This window comes from Citrobacter sp. Cpo090 (assembly GCF_030332665.1).
GTDB lineage: Bacteria > Pseudomonadota > Gammaproteobacteria > Enterobacterales > Enterobacteriaceae > Citrobacter > Citrobacter portucalensis.
Genome location: NZ_JAOWHK010000028.1, coordinates 26,806 through 47,935 on the forward strand (window position 1 = coordinate 26,806; position 21,130 = coordinate 47,935).

The 21,130-nt window shown below is 54.6% G+C and carries 17 protein-coding genes; 10 read left to right on the plus strand and 7 right to left on the minus strand.

Features of this window, described 5'->3' with window-relative positions; translation table 11 throughout:
* Nucleotides 1-77: 77 nt before the first annotated feature.
* From murQ to tadA, 4 genes are read left to right on the plus strand one after another with little or no spacing between them, the layout of a single operon-like run.
* A complete protein-coding gene (murQ, locus tag OGY83_RS11805; RefSeq protein WP_191228317.1) occupies nucleotides 78-971 on the plus strand; it encodes an N-acetylmuramic acid 6-phosphate etherase in 894 nt (297 codons plus the stop codon).
* 9 nt (nucleotides 972-980) lie between these two features.
* Nucleotides 981-2,345: a PTS transporter subunit EIIC gene (locus OGY83_RS11810; protein ID WP_079939477.1), complete on the plus strand. Its 1,365-nt coding sequence runs from the start codon at nucleotides 981-983 to the stop codon at nucleotides 2,343-2,345.
* Between the two features lie 3 nt (nucleotides 2,346-2,348).
* The gene (yfhb, locus tag OGY83_RS11815; RefSeq protein WP_191214117.1) at nucleotides 2,349-2,984 is read left to right on the plus strand and encodes a phosphatidylglycerophosphatase C; all 636 of its coding nucleotides are present in this window, start codon (nucleotides 2,349-2,351) and stop codon (nucleotides 2,982-2,984) included.
* Between the two features lie 28 nt (nucleotides 2,985-3,012).
* The gene (tadA, locus tag OGY83_RS11820; protein WP_071845284.1) at nucleotides 3,013-3,549 is read left to right on the plus strand and encodes a tRNA adenosine(34) deaminase TadA; all 537 of its coding nucleotides are present in this window, start codon (nucleotides 3,013-3,015) and stop codon (nucleotides 3,547-3,549) included.
* A gap of 41 nt (nucleotides 3,550-3,590) precedes the next feature.
* Here the strand turns inward: tadA and mltF are convergent, their stop codons facing one another.
* Nucleotides 3,591-5,141: a membrane-bound lytic murein transglycosylase MltF gene (mltF, locus tag OGY83_RS11825; protein WP_286635934.1), complete on the minus strand. Its 1,551-nt coding sequence runs from the start codon at nucleotides 5,139-5,141 to the stop codon at nucleotides 3,591-3,593.
* A gap of 257 nt (nucleotides 5,142-5,398) precedes the next feature.
* On the opposite strand from mltF, the gene purL reads away from it, so the two are divergent.
* The 5 genes from purL (at nucleotide 5,399) to glnB (ending at nucleotide 13,815) form a co-directional block, all read left to right on the plus strand.
* The gene (gene purL / locus OGY83_RS11830) at nucleotides 5,399-9,286 is read left to right on the plus strand and encodes a phosphoribosylformylglycinamidine synthase (protein WP_286635935.1); all 3,888 of its coding nucleotides are present in this window, start codon (nucleotides 5,399-5,401) and stop codon (nucleotides 9,284-9,286) included.
* 599 nt (nucleotides 9,287-9,885) lie between these two features.
* On the plus strand, nucleotides 9,886-11,316 hold the full coding sequence (qseE, locus tag OGY83_RS11835; RefSeq protein WP_139762642.1) for a two component system sensor histidine kinase QseE/GlrK: 1,431 nt from the start codon (nucleotides 9,886-9,888) through the stop codon (nucleotides 11,314-11,316).
* 22 nt (nucleotides 11,317-11,338) lie between these two features.
* Nucleotides 11,339-12,082, plus strand: a complete 744-nt coding sequence (gene qseG / locus OGY83_RS11840) for a two-component system QseEF-associated lipoprotein QseG (protein ID WP_079939482.1) — start codon at nucleotides 11,339-11,341, stop codon at nucleotides 12,080-12,082.
* Nucleotides 12,082-13,416 (plus strand): two-component system response regulator GlrR, encoded by a 1,335-nt coding sequence (glrR, locus tag OGY83_RS11845; RefSeq protein WP_304502732.1) that lies wholly within the window; start codon nucleotides 12,082-12,084, stop codon nucleotides 13,414-13,416. The genes qseG and glrR overlap by 1 nt, the downstream gene beginning before the upstream one ends.
* A 60-nt stretch (nucleotides 13,417-13,476) precedes the next feature.
* Nucleotides 13,477-13,815 (plus strand): nitrogen regulatory protein P-II, encoded by a 339-nt coding sequence (glnB, locus tag OGY83_RS11850; RefSeq protein WP_002914032.1) that lies wholly within the window; start codon nucleotides 13,477-13,479, stop codon nucleotides 13,813-13,815.
* A 101-nt stretch (nucleotides 13,816-13,916) separates the two neighbouring features.
* Here glnB and hmpA read toward each other — a convergent pair whose 3' ends face one another.
* The gene (gene hmpA, locus OGY83_RS11855) at nucleotides 13,917-15,107 is read right to left on the minus strand and encodes an NO-inducible flavohemoprotein (RefSeq protein WP_003037624.1); all 1,191 of its coding nucleotides are present in this window, start codon (nucleotides 15,105-15,107) and stop codon (nucleotides 13,917-13,919) included.
* Between the two features lie 326 nt (nucleotides 15,108-15,433).
* On the opposite strand from hmpA, the gene glyA reads away from it, so the two are divergent.
* Nucleotides 15,434-16,687: a serine hydroxymethyltransferase gene (glyA, locus tag OGY83_RS11860; RefSeq protein ID WP_003835277.1), complete on the plus strand. Its 1,254-nt coding sequence runs from the start codon at nucleotides 15,434-15,436 to the stop codon at nucleotides 16,685-16,687.
* Nucleotides 16,688-16,779: 92 nt separating this feature from the next.
* On the opposite strand, the gene hcaD is transcribed toward glyA, so the two are convergent.
* Genes hcaD through hcaE form a run of 5 tightly spaced genes read right to left on the minus strand, consistent with a single transcriptional unit; the run spans nucleotide 16,780 to nucleotide 20,997 of the window.
* Nucleotides 16,780-17,982, minus strand: coding sequence for a phenylpropionate dioxygenase ferredoxin reductase subunit (gene hcaD / locus OGY83_RS11865; protein ID WP_286635936.1), 1,203 nt, complete (start codon nucleotides 17,980-17,982; stop codon nucleotides 16,780-16,782).
* A gap of 9 nt (nucleotides 17,983-17,991) precedes the next feature.
* Complete coding sequence (gene hcaB, locus OGY83_RS11870; protein WP_286635937.1) at nucleotides 17,992-18,804, minus strand: 3-phenylpropionate-dihydrodiol/cinnamic acid-dihydrodiol dehydrogenase; 813 nt, start codon at nucleotides 18,802-18,804, stop codon at nucleotides 17,992-17,994.
* A complete protein-coding gene (gene hcaC, locus OGY83_RS11875) occupies nucleotides 18,801-19,121 on the minus strand; it encodes a 3-phenylpropionate/cinnamic acid dioxygenase ferredoxin subunit (RefSeq protein ID WP_003037633.1) in 321 nt (106 codons plus the stop codon). Before hcaC ends, hcaB begins: the two co-directional genes overlap by 4 nt.
* Nucleotides 19,121-19,639: a 3-phenylpropionate/cinnamic acid dioxygenase subunit beta gene (gene hcaF / locus OGY83_RS11880; RefSeq protein ID WP_286635938.1), complete on the minus strand. Its 519-nt coding sequence runs from the start codon at nucleotides 19,637-19,639 to the stop codon at nucleotides 19,121-19,123. The genes hcaC and hcaF overlap by 1 nt, the downstream gene beginning before the upstream one ends.
* Entirely contained in the window at nucleotides 19,636-20,997 is a 1,362-nt protein-coding gene (gene hcaE, locus OGY83_RS11885) for a 3-phenylpropionate/cinnamic acid dioxygenase subunit alpha (protein WP_032944240.1), read from the minus strand. Before hcaE ends, hcaF begins: the two co-directional genes overlap by 4 nt.
* Between the last annotated feature and the right edge of the window lie 133 nt (nucleotides 20,998-21,130).

A 21,130-nucleotide genomic window follows, 5' to 3' on the forward strand; every position in this document is an offset into this window, starting at 1 on the left:
AATATCACTCGCCTTAGTGAATATAATATTCCATTATGACAGATTATTATGAATTAAAAATTCCTAAGGAACAAAAAATGAATCTCGGTGCGTTAGTTTCAGAAACCCGCAATCCTCAGACTATGGATCTGGATGCGCTCTCTACTCTGGAGTTGGTTCATCGTTTTAATCAACAGGATACGCTGGTAGCTGAAGCAGTAAAAGCAACTCTTCCTGAAGTTGCGCGTGCGGTCGATGCAGCAGCTGACGCGCTAAAAGCAGGTGGACGCATTATTTACATGGGAGCCGGTACCAGCGGGCGTCTTGGGGTGCTGGACGCGTCTGAATGCCCGCCGACCTTCGGCGTCCCGCACGGTCTGGTGGTTGGGCTGATTGCCGGGGGACCGGGCGCTTTACTGAAGGCGGTAGAAGGCGCGGAAGATAACCCGCAGCTAGGCGAAACCGATCTGCGTGAGCTTAATCTTACCGCACAGGATCTGGTGGTGGGGCTGGCAGCTTCTGGTCGTACGCCGTATGTCATTGGTGGGTTGAAATATGCGCGTTCGGTGGGCTGTACGACGGCGGCTATTTCTTGCAATCCAGATTCCCCTATCGCGCATGAAGCGGATATTGCCATTTCTCCGGTAGTGGGGCCAGAGGCGCTGACCGGGTCAACACGACTGAAATCCGGCACCGCGCAAAAGCTGGTACTCAATATGATCTCCACCGGCGCGATGGTGAAATTTGGCAAGGTGTACCAGAACCTGATGGTGGATATGCAGGCAACCAACGTCAAACTGGTCGATCGGGCGTGCCGTATGGTGGTTGAAGCCACCGGCATTGCGCGTGCTCAAGCTGAAACGCTGCTGAAGCAGACGGATTATGATGTTAAGCCGGCTATTTTAATGGCGCTCACCGGCCTGGATGCCGCTGCCGCCCGCGAAAAGCTTGCCGCTCACCAGGGTTTTTTACGCGCGGCGTTAGAACACTAAGAGGTGTATATGGATAAGACGGCGTTGCTGGCCAGCGACATCCTGCTGGGCGTTGGCGGAGAGAACAATATTCTGCGTCTGGAAAACTGTATGACCCGTGTCAGGGTGGAAGTTCAGGATGACGGGCAGATCGATATTCCCCGTCTCAGGCAACTGCCCGGCGTTAGCGGCTACGTGAAGCAGGGCGCACAGCACCAGATTATTGTCGGCCCCGGTAAAGCGGCCAAAGTGGTGGATGCTATGCGTTCCCTGATTGCCGATGGCGGTGAGCATGCAGATGCAAATGATATTGAGCGCACCAAGTCAGAGGTCAAAGCGAAGTACAAAGCGCCTATGAGCGATGCGCTGCGTAAGCTGGCGAACGTCTTTATCCCTCTTATTCCGGCGTTTATCGCCTCCGGTTTGATTACCGGCATTATTAACATCCTTAAGCGCCCGGATATTGTGGGGGATTTTGCGACCCACTATCCGAATATGCTGGGGCTGATGGGCATATTTGGCAGCGCCGTATTTGCCATTATGAATATTCTGGTCGGGGTGAATACCGCCAAAGTTTTCGGTGGCTCCCTGGCAATGGGCGGGGTGATGGCGGGGATCCTTTCCAGCCCTCAACTGGCGCAAATTACCCTGTTTGGCGAAGCGTTGCAGCCGGGGCGCGGCGGGGTGATCGCGGTATTGCTGGTGGTCGCGCTGATGTGCTGGATCGAACGTAAATTCCGCACGTTGTTGCCAGAATCACTGGAGCTTATCCTTAACCCGCTGCTGACCACCATCATTACCGGTGTAATCGCGATTGTGGCGCTGCAACCGCTTGGCGGATGGATTTCTGAATCTATCGCTCACGGCGCATCCTGGGCTATCGATCGCGGCGGTTTTCTGGTCGGTGCCGTGCTGGCAGGAACCTTCTTGCCGTTGGTACTTACCGGGCTTCATCAGGGATTGGTGCCCATCCATGTTGAACTGGTCCAGGCGCACGGTTATAACGCGCTCTTTCCAATCCTGGCGATGGCGGGCGTTGGGCAAATAGGTGCTGCGATTGCGGTTTTGATGAAAACCCGCAATGCGCGGCTAAAGAAAGTGATCAAAGGGGCGCTACCGGTCGGACTGCTGGGGATTGGCGAGCCGCTGATTTTTGGCGTTACGCTGCCGTTGGGTAAGCCGTTTATCGGTGCCTGTCTTGGCGGCGCGGTAGGTGGGGCGCTGATTAGCTACTGGAAGGTGGCAACGGTCATCACCTTTGGCATCTCCGGATTACCGCTGGCACTGACGATTGTTGCCGGAAAAGTGATGTTCTATCTGTTAGGCTATCTGGTAGCCGTTATCGCCGGGTTCCTGTTTACCTGGCTATTGGGATTCACTGATCCAGAGGAATAAGGTTTGACCAATCACCAGCGCCGCGTTGTCTTTTTTGATTTGGATGGCACGTTACACCAGCAGGATATGTTCGGTAGTTTTATTCGTTATCTGCTACGTCGCCAGCCGCTGAACGCGTTGCTTGTGCTGCCTCTGTTACCGGTGATTGCGCTGGCGTTGCTGATAAAAGGGCGTGCCGCCCGCTGGCCAATGAGCCTGCTGTTATGGGGATGCACTTTTGGTCGCAGCGAAGCGCGTCTGAAAGCGCATCAGGCCGACTTTGTGCGCTGGTTTCGCAATAACGTGACGGCGTTTCCGATCGTGCAGCAGCGGTTGACAACCTACCTGTTAAGCTCTGACGCTGATATCTGGCTTATCACAGGTTCTCCGCAGTCACTGGTCGAGCAGGTTTACTTTGATACTCCGTGGCTACCGCGAGTCAATCTGATCGCCAGCAAAATGGCGCGGGGATACGGCGGATGGGTACTGACTTTGCGCTGTCTGGGCCATGAGAAAGTGACGCAACTGGAACGCCACATTGGCGCGCCGCTACAGCTTTACAGTGGCTATAGTGACAGTAATCAGGATAATCCGCTGCTCTCTTTTTGCCAGCATCGCTGGCGCGTCACGCCGCGCGGAGAGCTTCAGCAACTCGAATAGCCAACGCACATGCAATTTGAAGTATGACGTGTATAATGCGCCCGCTTTGATTACTGGAGTTACCCCTTTGTCAGATGTTGAATTTAGCCACGAATACTGGATGCGTCATGCGTTAACGCTGGCTAAGCGCGCCTGGGATGAGCGTGAAGTCCCGGTGGGTGCGGTATTGGTACATAACAACCGAGTGATTGGCGAAGGCTGGAACCGCCCGATAGGCCATCATGATCCGACTGCCCACGCTGAGATTATGGCGCTGCGTCAGGGCGGCCTGGTGCTGCAAAACTACCGCCTGTTAGATGCCACGCTGTATGTCACTCTGGAACCGTGCGTGATGTGCGCTGGCGCGATGGTGCACAGCCGTATCGGTCGGGTCGTTTTTGGCGCGCGCGATGCGAAAACCGGGGCTGCCGGGTCATTAATGGATGTGCTGCATCACCCTGGAATGAATCATCGGGTTGAAGTGACCGAAGGGGTACTGCGGGATGAATGCGCCACGCTGCTCAGTGATTTCTTCCGCATGCGCCGGCAGGAAATTAAGGCCCTGAAAAAATCCGCTAATCAGTAACTCTCAGCCTGATGGTGCTGCGCTTATCAGCGCTACCAGGACTACTTACCCTCTTTTTTCTGCGGTGAAAACAGCAGGGAAGGCGAGTGCGACAGGTAGTTTGACGACGTCTGAGACAGAAACGCCGAAAGCGGGAACTCATCTTTACCTATTAGTTCTGCTGGCGTCACCGCCGGGTAATCCTGCGCCAGTTGCTGCGTTTCTAGTGCCTGTTTTTCTTTCTCCTGCAGATACCCCACCAGGCTAATCTGGTATTTACGGATGTTTTCCACATAGGCGTAGGCTTCGTGGCCGCGCGCATAACCATAGGTCAACTTATTGTAATATGGCTTTTGGCTGAGCAGCGGTAGTCGCTGTTTTACGTCGGACCAACTGTTCGGATTGCCTTTGGTTTTCACCGTCAGCGCTCGTGCATCCAGCATGTGCGCATAACCCATGTTATAGGCTGCAAGGGCAAACCAGATGCGTTCTCCTTCGGGGACGGTATCCGGCACTTTACTCATCATGTCCTGCAAATATCGCGCGCCGCCGCTAATGCTTTGTTCAGCATCTGTACGGTCGGTCAGCCCGAGACTTTGAGCAGTATTTTTGGTCAGCATCATCAGTCCGCGTACGCCGGTCGGGGATGTGGCCTGCGCATCCCAGTGTGATTCCTGATACGAGATAGCGGCCAGCAGTCGCCAGTCTATCTCTTGCGCATATTTCTCAAACAGCGGCTTGAGGTCCGGCAACACGCTGTCTACTGCGCGCAAAAAGGTGCGGGTATCGACATAGTCAAAATCATCGCCATGCCCGAGATATTTCTCTTCCAGCCGAGCCAGAGAACCGTCTTCATTCATGGTGTTGAAGAAATCCAGTAGGGCGGCAGACAGCGTGTTGTCATCGTCCAGGCGACTAAACCAGGTCACCGGCTGTTCGTCAGAGACGTCCAGTGCCACGGCCAGCTCAGGATGCACGCGTTGATATAAGCTGATGGCGACAGAATCGGCTATGGTGTAATCCAGTTTTCCGGCGATTACATCATCGAGCAGTTCGGTGGTGCCCTTTTTGTCATCAACCTTCCAGCTCAGCTCGGGAAATTTTTTCTCTTTTAGCTGCTGGAGGTCATTAACCACCACGTGCCCTGGGGCGATAGTCAGTTGGTTTTCGTTCACGGTGGCAAGCGTACGCGGGCGGTATTGCCCAACCCGGTATACCAGCTGTTGTGAAACCGAATAATAGGTCGGGCCTGGCTGGTAATTTTTCACCCGCTCGCTGTTATAGACCAGGCCTGCAGCTAACAGGTCGGCATTGCCGTTATCCAGGTCATCAAAAAGCTGGCTGATGTTCTGGCGTACGGTGACTTTTAACTTCACGCCTAAGTAGTCGGCAAACTCCTGGGCCAGTTCATAATCCAGACCGAATTTTTTGCCGTTGAGGGTCGCGTAAGTTAATGGCGAATCAATGGTACTGACGCGCAGCTCTCCCCGCGACTGAATGGCGGCGATACGATTTTCGGCTTTACCGAACCAGGGAATAGATGGCCAAAGGGCCGCTGCCAACAACAGCGTCAATATGCCGATGAACAGATAATTAATCTTTAATTTTTTCAATTAGTTAATTCTCTGAACCGTACGTTGTCTCTGTCTGCTGTGGTGTTGATTAAGAAGTGAAGTCGTCATTAATGAACGGCATTTTGCTTAAACTTGCGTCAGTTGGCAACTTATTCAGAAATCTGACCGCATTTGATGATAAGTGAAGGTCGTGATTTTATTTCGACGCAAACGGTTTCGTCGGCGCGGTAGATTCTTTATAATGACGCCCGTTTCCCCCACTTGGGCACACCGAAAGCTTAGAAGACGAGAGACTTATGATGGAAATTCTGCGTGGTTCACCTGCACTGTCTGCATTCCGTATTAACAAACTGCTGGCACGTTTTCAGGCTGCCAACCTCCAGGTCCACAATATTTACGCCGAGTACGTCCATTTTGCCGATCTGAATGCACCGTTAAATGAAGATGAGCACGCGCAGCTTGCACGCCTGCTGAAATATGGTCCTGCTCTGCAAAGCCACGCCCCGGAAGGCAAACTGTTGCTGGTTACGCCTCGCCCTGGCACCATCTCCCCGTGGTCTTCTAAAGCGACTGATATTGCCCGCAACTGCGGTCTGTACCAGATTAGCCGTCTGGAACGTGGCATTGCCTGGTATGTAGAAGCCTCTACGCTGACCGCTGAGCAATGGCAGATGGTGGCCGACGAACTGCACGACCGCATGATGGAAACGGTTTTCCCTGCGCTGAACGATGCCGAAAAACTGTTTGCTCATCATCAACCAGCGCCGGTTTCCAGCGTTGATCTGCTGGGTGAGGGACGTCAGGCGCTGATCGACGCTAACCTGCGTCTGGGTCTGGCGCTGGCGGAAGACGAAATTGACTATCTGCAGGATGCGTTCACCAAACTGGGACGTAACCCGAACGATATTGAACTGTACATGTTTGCGCAGGCCAACTCTGAGCACTGCCGCCACAAGATTTTTAACGCCGACTGGGTTATCGACGGTAAACAGCAGCCTAAGTCGCTGTTCAAGATGATCAAGAATACCTTCGAAACCACGCCGGACCACGTGCTGTCTGCCTATAAAGACAACGCCGCGGTAATGGAAGGTTCTGAAGTGGGCCGCTATTTTGCCGACCACAAAACCGGCCGCTACGATTTCCATCAGGAGCCAGCCCACATCCTGATGAAGGTAGAAACTCATAACCACCCGACGGCTATCTCTCCGTGGCCGGGTGCGGCAACCGGCTCCGGCGGCGAAATCCGCGATGAAGGCGCAACCGGTCGCGGTGCAAAACCGAAAGCCGGGCTGGTGGGTTTCTCCGTTTCCAACCTGCGTATTCCTGGCTTTGAACAGCCGTGGGAAGAAGACTTCGGTAAGCCGGACCGTATTGTTACCGCGCTTGATATCATGACCGAAGGCCCGCTGGGCGGCGCGGCGTTTAACAACGAATTTGGTCGTCCGGCGCTGACCGGATACTTCCGTACCTATGAAGAAAAGGTCAACAGCCACAACGGCGAAGAGCTGCGCGGTTACCATAAGCCGATCATGCTGGCAGGCGGGATCGGTAACATCCGTGCCGATCACGTGCAGAAGGGCGAGATCGTCGTTGGTGCCAAGCTGATCGTCCTCGGCGGCCCGGCGATGAACATCGGTCTTGGCGGCGGGGCAGCCTCCTCTATGGCTTCCGGCCAGTCTGATGCCGATCTTGATTTCGCTTCCGTACAGCGTGACAACCCGGAAATGGAACGTCGTTGCCAGGAAGTTATCGACCGTTGCTGGCAGATGGGTGATGCGAACCCGATTCTGTTTATCCATGACGTTGGCGCGGGTGGTCTGTCTAACGCCATGCCGGAGCTGGTAAGCGATGGCGGTCGCGGCGGTAAGTTCCAGTTGCGTGATATCCTCAGCGACGAGCCGGGTATGAGCCCGCTGGAAATCTGGTGTAACGAATCCCAGGAACGCTACGTGCTGGCGGTTGCTGCCGATCAATTGCCGCTATTTGACGAACTGTGTAAGCGCGAGCGCGCGCCATATGCGGTGATCGGTGAAGCTACCGAAGAACAGCACCTGACCTTGAGCGACAGCCACTTCGACAACCAGCCGATCGACATGCCGCTCGATGTGCTGCTGGGTAAAACACCGAAAATGACCCGCGATGTGCAGACGCTGAAAGCTAAAGGCGATGCCCTGAATCGTGGTGAAATCTCGATTGCAGATGCGGTTAACCGCGTGTTGCATCTGCCGACTGTCGCGGAGAAAACGTTCCTCGTGACTATCGGTGACCGTACCGTTACCGGTATGGTTGCGCGTGACCAGATGGTTGGCCCGTGGCAGATCCCGGTCGCCAACTGCGCGGTCACTACCGCAAGCCTCGATAGCTACTACGGCGAAGCGATGTCTATCGGCGAACGCGCGCCGGTTGCGCTACTGGACTTCTCTGCCTCTGCGCGTCTGGCGGTCGGTGAAGCGCTGACCAACATTGCGGCAACGCAGATTGGCGACATCAAACGCATTAAGCTATCGGCAAACTGGATGGCGGCTGCGGGTCACCCTGGTGAAGATGCTGGCCTGTACGAAGCAGTAAAAGCCGTTGGGGAAGAGCTATGTCCGGCGCTCGGCCTGACTATTCCAGTGGGCAAAGACTCTATGTCGATGAAAACCCGCTGGCAGGAAGGTAACGAGCAGCGTGAAATGACTTCGCCACTGTCGCTGGTGATCACCGCCTTTGCCCGCGTGGAAGATGTGCGCCACACTATTACCCCGCAGCTGTCTACTGAAGACAACGCCCTGCTGCTGATTGACCTCGGTCTTGGTCACAATGCGCTGGGCGCTACGTCGCTGGCGCAGGTTTACCGTCAACTGGGTGATAAGCCTGCCGACGTGCGTAACGTTGAGCAACTGAAAGGCTTCTACGACGCAATTCAGGCGCTGGTCGCTGCGCGTAAGCTGCTGGCCTACCATGACCGTTCTGACGGTGGTCTGCTGGTTACGCTGGCGGAAATGGCCTTCGCCGGTCACTGCGGTATTGACGCTGATATCCACCCACTGGGTGACGATCGTCTGGCGGCGCTGTTTAACGAAGAACTGGGCGCAGTGATTCAGGTTCGTGCTGCTGAGCGTGAGGCGGTGGAAGCGATTCTGGCTGCTCACGGTCTGGCAGACTGCGTGCACTTCCTCGGTAAAGCCGTTGAAGGCGACCGCTTTACCCTGACCGCTAACGGCCAGCCGGTTTTTAGCGAAAGCCGTACTACCCTGCGTATGTGGTGGGCGGAAACCACCTGGCAGATGCAGCGTCTGCGTGACAACCCGGAATGCGCCGATCAAGAACACGACGCTAAAACCAACGATGCGGACCCTGGTCTCAACGTTAAACTGTCGTTTGATATCAACGAAGATGTTGCCGCTCCGTACATCGCCACCGGTGCGCGTCCCAAAGTGGCCGTACTGCGTGAGCAGGGTGTGAACTCCCACGTTGAGATGGCAGCCGCCTTCCACCGTGCGGGTTTCGACGCCATCGATGTGCATATGAGCGACCTGCTGGGCGGACGTATCGGCCTGGGTAACTTCCAGGCGCTGGTGGCCTGCGGTGGCTTCTCTTACGGCGATGTGCTTGGCGCTGGGGAAGGTTGGGCTAAGTCGATTCTGTTCAACAACCGCGTCCGTGATGAGTTCGAAACCTTCTTCCATCGCCCGCAAACGCTGGCGCTCGGCGTGTGTAACGGTTGTCAGATGATGTCTAACCTGCGTGAGCTGATCCCGGGAAGCGACCTGTGGCCGCGCTTTGTGCGTAACCACTCCGACCGCTTTGAAGCCCGCTTCAGCCTGGTCGAAGTCACGCAAAGCCCGTCTTTGCTGCTTGCCGACATGGTGGGGTCGATGATGCCGATTGCCGTTTCTCACGGTGAAGGTCGTGTGGAAGTGCGTGACGGTGCGCATCTGGCTCAGCTTGAGAGCAAAGGTCTGGTGGCGCTGCGTTATGTCGATAACTTCGGTAAGGTGACCGAAACCTATCCGGCTAACCCGAACGGTTCACCGAACGGTATTACTGCCGTGACCACTGAAAATGGTCGCGTCACCATTATGATGCCGCACCCGGAACGTGTGTTCCGTACCGTGAGCAACTCCTGGCACCCGGAAAACTGGGGCGAGGACAGCCCATGGATGCGTATTTTCCGCAACGCGCGTAAACAGCTCGGTTAATTCGCTCAATAGTCATCAAGCCCCTCTTTGCGAGGGGCTTTTTTTTGCCTGTCACTTTGTAGGCCGGATAAGGCGTTTACGCCGCCATCCGGCAATAAACTCAGCGCTTATGCCGCAAAACTAAAGTGTCGGGAAATGCCGACATGGGTAGGGGTACGTTGTCTCCAAAAGGAGACATTTAATTATTTGATTTAAAATGAATTTGTTTTTAAGTGCTGCGGGTGTTGCTGATTGGCGACAGAGAGAGCAAAAAATAGCCAGAATCATTATTTGTGGAAGTAATGATATTTTTCATATTTATCATTGTGTTAATAAAGTGTTTTGAATATTGGCACAGATGCTGCATAATATTAACCAGTGGCTCATTCACCTTCTTATGTCAGCCCCTTCGGGACGTGCTACATAAACTTCGAATGACGCACAACAAGGTGCCTGCCGTCCAACATCTGATATTAGCGTTGCTCATATCAACCTCCGGGCGAAACGTCGAGTTAGGCACCGCCTTATTCCACAACAAAGCCGGGTTAATCCCGGCTTTGTTGTATCTGGCGCTCCCCTCAGTTAGCATCATCTTATTCCTGTCCATTGAGAGTAACGCCTTGAAGCGCTGGTCAGTTTTCCCCCGATCTTTACGTCAATTGGTGATGTTGGCCTTCTTGCTTATCCTGCTGCCGTTGTTAGTTCTGGCCTGGCAGGCGTGGCAAAGTCTGAATGCCTTGAGCGCGCAGGCGGCGCTGACCAACCGCACCACGCTGATTGACGCCAGACGCAGCGAGGCGATGACCAACGTCGCGCTGGAGATGGAGCGCAGCTATCGGCAATACTGTGTGCTTGATGATCCAACGTTGGCCAGGGTCTACCAAAGTCAGCGTAAACGCTACAGTGATATGCTGGATGCGCATGCGGGGGTGTTGCCAGATACCAAGCTCTACCAGGCGTTGCGTCAGGATCTTAACGATCTCGCGCAGTTGCAGTGTAAAAACAGCGGTCCTGACAGCGTGTCGGCTGCACGGCTGGAAGCGTTCGCCAATGCCAATACCGAGATGGTGCAAGCAACGCGTACCGTGGTCTTTTCTCGTGGGCAGCAGTTACAGCAGGAAATAGCCGAACGCGGGCAGTTTTTTGGCTGGCAGGCGCTGGTACTGTTTCTCCTCAGCCTGGCGATGGTCCTGCTGTTTACCCGCATGATTATCGGTCCGGTGAAGGGCATTGAACGGATGATCAACTGTCTGGGTGAAGGGCGCTCGCTGGGGGATAGCGTATTATTTACCGGGCCACGGGAGCTGAGATCCGTGGGGCAGCGTATCATCTGGTTAAGCGAACGCCTCTCCTGGCTTGAGTCGCAAAGGCATCAGTTTTTACGCCATCTTTCCCATGAGTTGAAAACGCCGCTGGCGAGCATGCGTGAAGGTACCGAATTGTTGGCCGATCAGGTGGTTGGCCCGTTAACACCGGAGCAAAAAGAGGTGGTCGGTATTCTGGATGACAGTAGCCGAAACCTGCAAAAACTGATTGAGCAACTTCTCGATTACAACCGCAAGCTGGCTGATGACGAGGTGGAACTTGACAGTGTGGAAATCGCGCCGCTGGTGGAAAGCGTTGTTTCTGCGCATAGCCTGCCCGCTCGCGCCAAAATGATACATACTGATGTTGCGCTTGCGGTGAACACCTGCCTGGCAGAACCGATGCTGTTGATGAGCGTGCTGGACAATCTTTATTCCAATGCGGTGCACTATGGTGCTGAATCCGGTAACATTTGGATCCGCAGCAGTTTGCATGGCTCAACGGTATACATCGATGTAATGAATACCGGCACACCGATCCCAGAAGCAGAACAGACCATGATCTTCGAGCCTTTTTTCCAGGGTAGCCATCAGCGAAAAGGGGCGGTAAAAGGAAGCGGGTTGGGGCTGAGCATTGCCAGAGATTGCATCCGCCGTATGCGTGGCAAACTGTATCTGGTTGATGATCATGCGCAAAACGTTTGTTTTCGCATAGAACTGCCGCTAGCCACTGCGAAAAATCACTAAAATAAACTTAAGTCTGGTGAGTATGCCATACGTTGTTGTCCGAATGCTTAAACGACATTTTTTCCGTCGCGTCATCCTCGCAAGCCTGCCGTGCCTGGCGCTGGTTGGCTGCGTCCCGAATGCGGTAAATCATATCATTGGCGATCCCTCGCAGGAGAAAATTCCGCCTAATCAACTGGCGGACTACCTTGCAACCGACTGTACGGATATCTGGTCGCTGTCTGGCCAGTCTACAGAAACCAATCCGTTGTATTGGCTGCGGGCGATGGATTGTGCTAATCGCCTGATGCCGGTGCAGGCGCGTAGTGAAGCAAGTACCCTGATGACAGATACCTGGCAGGGCGCTTTCAGACGTGGAATTTTGCTCGATAATGCCAACATTACGCCGCCTGAAAGGCGGGAGACTGTTACGCGCCTCGATGCGTTAAGCCCGCAAATTCCGCCACAGGTGCGCCCGCTTTACCAGCTCTGGCGCAGCAGCCAGACGTTGCAGCTGCAGCTTGCCGAAGAGCGTATGCGCTACAGTAAACTCCAGCAGGCGTCCGACAGCGATCTTGATACGCTGCGTCAACAGCAACAGCATTTGCAATCCCAGCTCGATCTCACGACCCGCAAGCTGGAGAATCTGACCGATATTGAGCGCCAGCTTTCTACGCGCAAACCTGCCGGTAGCTACAACCCTGATGCGCCGCACGGGAACGATAAACTCACGACGCCTGATAACGAAGAAGGCGCAGCGCCGTCTGCCGATGAGGTTACGCCATGATAAGCCGTAAGCCCGCGCATTTGCTGTTGGTGGATGACGATCCGGGCCTGTTAAAATTACTTGGAATGCGACTGACCAGCGAAGGCTACAGCGTCGTGACCGCGGAAAGTGGGCAGGAAGGGTTACGGGTGCTGAACCGTGAAAAAGTGGATCTGGTTATTAGCGATCTGCGCATGGATGAAATGGACGGCATGCAGCTGTTTACTGAAATCCAGAAAGTGCAGCCTGGAATGCCGGTGATTATCCTGACCGCTCACGGCTCCATCCCGGACGCCGTTGCGGCGACCCAGCAAGGGGTGTTCAGTTTTCTCACTAAACCAGTCGACAAGGACGCGTTGTATCACGCGATCGACGGGGCGCTGGAACAGTCTGCGCCCGCCACCGATGATAGCTGGCGCGAATCTATCGTTACCCGCAGCCCGCTGATGCTACGCCTGCTGGAACAGGCGCGGATGGTGGCGCAATCGGACGTTAGCGTCTTGATCAACGGCCAAAGCGGAACCGGGAAAGAAGTTTTCGCTCAGGCTATTCACAACGCCAGCCCGCGCAGCCAAAAACCTTTCATTGCCATTAACTGCGGCGCGTTGCCGGAACAACTGCTGGAATCAGAACTGTTTGGTCATGCGCGCGGTGCTTTTACCGGTGCGGTGAGCAATCGTGAAGGGCTGTTTCAGGCCGCGGAAGGCGGCACGCTGTTTCTCGATGAGATTGGCGATATGCCTGCGCCGTTACAGGTGAAACTGCTGCGCGTATTGCAGGAACGAAAAGTCAGACCGTTAGGCAGTAACCGCGATATCGACATTGATGTGCGGATCGTTTCTGCGACCCACCGCGATTTACCCAAAGCGATGGCTCGGGGCGAATTTCGCGAGGATTTGTACTATCGCCTCAACGTGGTGAGCCTGAAGATCCCGGCGCTGGCCGAGCGTACGGAAGATATTCCGCTGCTGGCAAACCATCTGCTGCGCCAGTCTGCTGAACGGCACAAACCGTTTGTACGCGCCTTTTCAACCGATGCCATGAAGCGGTTAATGACTGCCAGTTGGCCGGGCAACGTGCGTCAGTTGGTCAACGTAATTGAGCAGTGCGTGGCGTTGACCTCTTCGCCGGTGATCAGCGACGCGCTGGTGGAGCAGGCGCTGGAAGGGGAAAACACCGCGCTACCGACCTTTGTTGAGGCGCGTAACCAGTTTGAACTCAACTATCTGCGTAAGCTGCTGCAAATCACCAAGGGCAATGTGACCCACGCGGCAAGAATGGCAGGGCGCAACCGCACTGAATTCTATAAATTGCTTTCTCGACACGAGCTGGATGCAAACGATTTCAAAGAATAAATCTGCGGAATATGTTAGCTTTATTCGATCAAAAGACAGGCGACCTTTTCAAGGAATAGCATGAAAAAGATTGATGCGATTATTAAACCCTTCAAGCTGGACGACGTCCGCGAAGCGCTGGCAGAAGTCGGTATCACCGGGATGACGGTAACGGAAGTGAAAGGCTTTGGCCGTCAGAAAGGCCATACCGAGCTGTACCGTGGCGCGGAATATATGGTGGATTTTCTGCCGAAGGTAAAAATTGAAATTGTGGTCACTGACGACATCGTTGATACCTGCGTCGACACCATTATTCGTACTGCCCAGACCGGCAAGATCGGCGACGGTAAGATTTTTGTCTTCGACGTGGCACGCGTTATTCGTATTCGTACCGGTGAAGAAGACGACGCGGCAATCTAAGCCGCGCCGTTAATTTGTTGGCCTGATAAGCGTAGCGCATCAGGCAGAGTGATTGCCGGATGGCGGCGTAAACGCCTTATCCGGCCTGCTCGCGTAATACATTACAAGACTTTGTGCGGACCGAAGCATTCGTAATGAATGTTCTCGTTTTTCACGCCCAAACCGACCAGCTGCTTCGCGGCGAACTGCATGAAGCCAACCGGACCGCACAGATAAAACTGCATCGCCGGATCGCTGATTGCGCTTTCCAGTTTGTTCAAATCCATCAGACCTACGCTATCAAACGCGCCTTTCGCACGATCGGCTTCGGTTGGCTCACGATACCAGGTGTGTGCGCTAAAGCGTGGCAGCGTTTTGCCGAGTTCATTTACTTCATCAGCGAAGGCATGCACGTCACCATTTTCTGCCGCGTGGAACCAGTTAACTTGCGCCGTATGCTTCGCTTTTGCCAGCGTATCCAGCATCGCCAGCATTGGGGTTTGTCCCACGCCCGCGGAGATCAGAGATACCGGGGTATCGGTCGCGACGTCCATAAAGAAATCGCCCGCAGGTGCGGCCAGGTGAACAACGTCGCCAACATTCGCATGGTTGTGCAGCCAGGTTGAAACCTGACCACCGTCTTCACGCTTAACCGCAATTCGGTAGCCTTTGCCATCGGGTTTACGGGTCAGTGAGTACTGACGAATTTCCTGATGCGGGAAACCTTCCGGCTTCAGCCAGACGCCCAGGTATTGCCCCGGATGATATTCAGCTACTGCGCCACCGTCGACAGGTTCAAATTCAAAGCTGGTGATAAGTGCACTGCGTGGGGTTTTTGCCACGATGCGGAAAGGACGGGTACCTTCCCAGCCGCCATTTTTATTGGCATTTTCGCTGTAGATCTGCGCTTCACGGTTGATGAAAACGTTCGCCAGCACGCCGTATGCTTTGCCCCACGCATCCAGAACTTCCTGGCCTGGGCTGAACATTTCGTCCAGCGTTGCCAGTAAATGGCCACCCACGATGTTGTACTGCTCGGGTTTAATCTGGAAGCTGGTATGCTTCTGCGCGATTTTCTCAACGGCTGGCAACAGCGCTGCCAGGTTTTCGATATTGCTGGCATACGCGGCAATAGCGTTAAACAGCGCTTCACGCTGATCGCCATTACGCTGGTTACTCATGTTGAAAATTTCTTTCAGCTCTGGGTTATGCGTAAACATGCGATCGTAGAAATGAGCGGTCAGTTTCGGGCCTGTTTCAACCAGCAGGGGAATGGTGGCTTTCACTGTAGCGATGGTTTGTGCGTCAAGCATACGGTCTTCCTTTATCTGAGACTTTAATGATGTATGTCAAATACATCTTATAAAAAATACCCCTGCATTGTAAATGGTTCTTTGTAACTTTGCGTTGTAAAGGTTACATCGTGAAAAATCTGCATCACAAACCTGAAAAGAAATCCGTTGAAATTCAGCAGACCTTTGTTCTCCAAAGCCTTGCGTACCGTGAAGGTAATCGTTTGCGTAAAATCCTTTGTCAAGACCTGTTATCGAAGAATGATTCGGTTATACTGTTGGCCGTCGTCCAACGGGACTGCCTTTTTAGGCCGAAATTCTATTGTTAGCTGAGTCAGGAGATGCGGATGTTAAAGCGTGAAATGAACATTGCCGATTATGATGCCGAACTGTGGCAGGCTATGGAGCAGGAAAAAGTACGTCAGGAAGAGCACATCGAACTGATCGCCTCCGAAAACTACACCAGCCCGCGTGTTATGCAGGCGCAGGGTTCTCAGCTGACCAACAAATACGCTGAAGGTTATCCGGGCAAGCGCTACTACGGCGGTTGCGAGTACGTTGATATCGTTGAGCAACTGGCTATCGATCGTGCAAAAGAGCTGTTTGGCGCTGACTACGCTAACGTACAGCCGCACTCTGGTTCTCAGGCTAACTTCGCTGTTTACACCGCTTTGCTGCAACCGGGCGATACCGTTCTGGGTATGAACCTGGCACAAGGCGGCCACCTGACTCACGGCTCCCCGGTTAACTTCTCCGGCAAACTGTACAACATCATCCCTTACGGTATTGATGAGTCCGGCAAAATTGACTACGAAGACATGGCGAAGCAGGCCAAAGAGCACAAACCGAAGATGATCATCGGTGGTTTCTCTGCTTACTCCGGCGTTGTTGACTGGGCAAAAATGCGCGAAATCGCCGACAGCATCGGCGCATACCTGTTCGTCGATATGGCGCACGTTGCGGGTCTGATTGCCGCAGGCGTTTATCCGAACCCGGTTCCACACGCACACGTTGTAACCACCACCACCCACAAAACCCTGGCAGGTCCACGCGGTGGCCTGATCCTGGCGAAAGGCGGTGACGAAGAGCTGTATAAAAAACTGAACTCCGCAGTGTTCCCAAGCGCGCAGGGCGGCCCGCTGATGCACGTGATCGCGGCGAAAGCTGTGGCGCTGAAAGAAGCAATGGAGCCTGAGTTCAAGGTTTACCAGCAGCAGGTTGCCAAAAACGCCAAAGCGATGGTGGAAGTGTTCCTGAATCGTGGCTACAAAGTGGTTTCTGGCGGTACTGAAAACCACCTGTTCCTGCTGGATCTGGTTGATAAAAACCTGACCGGTAAAGAAGCTGACGCCGCGCTGGGCCGTGCTAACATCACCGTTAACAAAAACAGCGTACCGAACGATCCGAAGAGCCCGTTTGTGACTTCCGGTATCCGTATCGGTTCTCCGGCTGTGACTCGCCGTGGCTTTAAAGAAGCGGAAGTGAAAGAGCTGGCTGGCTGGATGTGTGACGTTCTGGACAACATCAATGACGAAGCCGTTATCGAGCGCGTCAAAGGTAAAGTGCTGGATATCTGCGCACGTTTCCCGGTTTACGCGTAAGTAATACGGATTGCCGGATGGTGGCGTAAACACCTTATCCGGCCTACAGGTCACTCATGTGTAGGCCGAATAAACGAAGTGCCATCCGGTAGTTATATTGACTTAAGCAAGATTGTTTCATCGATTAAAGCCGCCACTGGCGGCTTTTTCTTTGCCTGGATCCATTTTCTCAATAAACGTATTTCTCGGCCCTGATTCAACGTTACTGCCCCGACAATCACGCCGTCCTGTAAGTTAAACCATATTGCTTTCTGCGCATCTGAATTGCCGCGTACGAGCCAGCTGTCTCCCTGCATTTCGCCAATAAACTGCAAATTATCGCGATATTGGTCGGTCCAGAACCAACCAAGCGTCTTTTGGGGCAACGGCAGGTTGAGCATTGCTGCGGCAGCAGTCTGTGCCTGAAAATTGGCGTTTTCCCAGCTTTCCACGCGTACTAACGAACCGTCAGCCAGGTGCGTTATCGCTACATCACCGGCGGCGAAAATCGCGGGATCGGAGGTGGTGCAGGCGCTGTCAACAATAATGCCGTTCGCTGTCTCCAGCCCCGCTTCACGGGCCAGCATATCGTTCGCCACGATACCGATACCATAGATCACCGCATCAGCGGTGAGAGTTTCGCCGTTTTGCAGGGTGAGCGAGAGACACTCTCCCGCTTCGGCATGCTCAATAGCGCTGTTAAGCAGTACCCGCACGCCCGCAAGTTGGTGGCGGGCTAGCAGGTAGTCGCGCACCGGAGCAGGCGCGTTGCGGCCCATGACCGTTGGCGCCAGCTCCACCACCGTCACCTGACAGCCGCGTTGAGTCGCGCTGGCCGCCAGTTCCAGACCAATGGTGCCCGCACCGACAATGACAATCGACTTGCCCGGTAAAAAAATGTCGCGCAGGCGCTCGGCATCGCCCGCGTGGCGCAGGGTGAAGCAACGATCCCCCAGCTTATCCAACAGCGGAAGGGGGCGTGCCGCAGCGCCCGTTGCCAGCAGCAACTGCGACCAGCGGTAGGTCTGGCCATCGGCGAGCATCAGCGTGTGAGTTGTGCGGTCAATGTGACGCAGCGTGACGCCCAGATGCAGCTGTACGTTGTGTTCCCGCCACCAGTCAGCGGGGAGTATCGACTGAAGTTGCGGATTGTCGTCCAGCAGCATCGCTTTGGAGAGCGGTGGGCGTTCATAGGGCAGATGCTGCTCATCGGAAAACAGGTGTAATTCGCCGTCAAATCCTTGTTGGCGAAGTGCAGCGGCAGCCATAGCCGCAGCCTGGCCGCCGCCGACGATAGCGATAGTTTTTTGGATCATAACGCCTCCTCAGAGATCCAGTCCGGCGGCAACGTGACGAATACCGCGAATACCCAGACCGGCGTCGGCATTGATCATTACGCCACTTAATGTGCGGTTGTTGCGTTTTGACGCCAGCATCACATACGGGCCGGTAAAATCCGCAGGCTCCGGGAAAAATTGTAGTGGCAAAATAGCGGCGATTTTTTCCGGCGTCAGCGACTGCATAATCGATGTATCGTTTTGTCCCAGCGCCTGCGGGCCGCGTAGATCTGTCGCCATACCGCACGGACCGACACCGTTAACACGAACCTTTGGTGCCAGCTCGTATGCCAGCTGGCGAATCAGCCCGGTAGCCGCATGTTTGCTGGCGGTATACAGCGGGCCGCCGCCGCCGGGATACCACGACGCATTGGACAGGGTAAAGATGATGCTGCCTTCGCTGGCGATAAGTGCAGGGGCACAGGCTTTCGCGCCCAGCAGATAGCCCAGCACGTTGACGTTAAACAGCTCATGAAAGCCGCTCTCCAGCGCATCCGCAGGCGTATTGACCAACGAGGCGTTGTGATCCCATATCCCCGCATTTCCGATAAAACAGTCCAGCGTACCGTAATGCGTCAGGATTTGATCTACCGCGCGCTGATAGTCGGCGTAGCAGGTGACGTTGCCTTCGATTGCCAGTACATGTTCGCCAAAGCGCTGACGCAGGCTGGCAACTTTAGCTGGCGACAGTTCCAGCGTGGCGACCCGCGCACCTTCTTCGATGAAACGCTCGACCAGTGCCAGACCAAGACCGGAGCCGCCGCCGGTGATAAAGACCACGTTATTGCGTAAATCGCTCATCTTGCGTCCTCTGGAATATCAACAAACACATCGCTACCGTCTACATATACTGCGTAAGTGGTTAGCGGATCGGTGGCGGGTAAGCACAACGCCTTGCCGGTTTTCAGGCAGAAGCTGGCGGCATGCAGCGGGCATTCCACCGTAGCGTCGTCTTCCAGATAGCCTTCCGACATCGAGGCGTTACCGTGGCTACAGCGATCGTTAATGGCATAGAACTCGCCGCCAACGTTGAACAGTGCGATGACGGGCGAGGTATCAAGCCGGAGCGCTTCACCCTCCGGCAAATCCCCTACAGGGCAGGCATAAACACGACTCATCAGAACAGTACACTCAGGTTATGGGAGGTGATCACCGCTTGATCCAGCACGATCTCACGCTCCAGTAAGCGCCACTCATCGCCCGGCAAACGGCGCACTTTGTCTATGCGCATGCCGACGTAAAAGGTTTCATCGCGCTCTTTTTGCGCGCGATACAGCAGATAATTAAGGCGCACGGCAAAGACGTCGGGAACTCCAGTTTCACTGACCTGGCAGTTGCTGATCAGGTGCCGGGTACGCGACGGCGGCTCTTCCGCCCAGGCCATGCCGGTTTCCAGCCGTGCGATACGGCGTTCGAGCTGGTCTTTGTTGTCGTTGAAAATCCAGGTGGTCGGCGGCTGCACGCCTTTGCGACGGTCGCGCGTCTGGGCATTGACCGTCGTACGCATGGTGTAGCGAATGTCTTCATCCAGCTGAGCCAGCCAGTCGCGAAACCTCCAGTCATCCAGCAGGCTGGCTTCATGGTAGAGAAACTGCGTAATACGGTGGTGTAGTTCCTGAGAAACTAAGGTGCTCATTTCATCACCTCCTGCTGGTAAGCGGCGGTTTTTTCCTGTACTTCCTGCCAGCTTTCGCTGCTGAGTAAATCGGCCCAGCGCTGATACATGCCGCGCGCGGCGGTTTCCGAAAAGATGTAGTTGGTGATCCCCGGAATGCCGTCTTCACGACGTTTCTCCTGGCCCAGCCCCATTTCCAGACACAATTTGGTGTTGCGTGCGCGATGACCCTTCAGCAGTTTTTGAATTTCACACCAGTTTTCCGAGTCGTCCTGCTCCAGGAATCCGGCGGGGCCAAAAGCCCGCGTGGCGCTGTTTTCAAACGCGGCTTTCACTTCATCAGAGGCGGCTTTATCGGTAATACAGAATGCCCATACTTCAACCTGATCCGGCCCGCGCGGATGCCAGACCCTTAAGGTGGCAGTACCGTTGAGCCAGGAAAGCGTTGGGAAAATGTTGTTGTGACCGGCCAGACGCAGGGCGCGAACCTTACCCAGACGCTGCTCGGCTTCCGCGTAGGTATCGCGGTAGTAGCTGGAGACTTCACCGTCGACCCAGACGTTGGCATCGGGATTCTCGGTAAAGAAAAATCCGCTGCCGTGCCCGTCCTGCCCGAACTGCAGCGCATCTTTGGCGGTTTCCCACACCGGGCGGGCGGTTTGCCCGTCGCCCAGGCGCTTGTCGCTGCCGTCGTCTTTTGCCCCCAGCACCTGTACGGCCGAGGCATGGCTGAACAGCGCGTGATACTGATCGCTGGCAAACTGTTCGGCGGGGAATTTCCAGTTACAATCGATGGTCCACTTCTGTACGCCACCGACGATTTCGGTGCCGCCTTCACGACGATCGAGTACGCCGTCGAGATACCAGGCGATGTCACCGAGATAATCGCGCAGCGCAGGCGCGGAGGTATCCCAGTTACCGAAAATCAGTCCCTTGTAGCTCTCGACGCCAGGAACTTCGTTCAGCCCCCAGTGCGATTTGCACAGTCCTTGCGGGTAGGCGCGCGGTTCCAGCGGGACGTCGATCAGCTCGCCGTTAATACCGTACGACCAGCCGTGATACGGGCAGGTGAAGGCGCGTGTGTTTCCGCAGTCGGCGTAGCTGACGCGCATTGCGCGGTGGCGACACTGGTTGAGAAACGCTTTGATGCTGCCGTCCTTCTGGCGAACCACCACAACCGCATCTTCGCCCATGTAGGTGTTAAAAAAATCACCGGGTTTGGGGATTTGGCTTTCGTGGGCGAGAAATAACCAGCAGCGTCCGAAGATGCGTTCCAGTTCCAGTTGGTAAATTTCAGGGTCGGTATAAATTCGTGGGGTTACGCGACCGTTTTGCGTGTCGATCAGTTGGTAGATGTCTAAATTTGAGGGTGTGGTCATATTTTTTAATCCTGAAAGCTAAGATGTATTGACCTTCTTTTTTTGTACACTAAGGATGTTGCTGGTTAGTTATCAATCTGTGAAATAGTAAATTTCTACCAGTTGATACATTTTTTCGATAACAAGGAGAAGG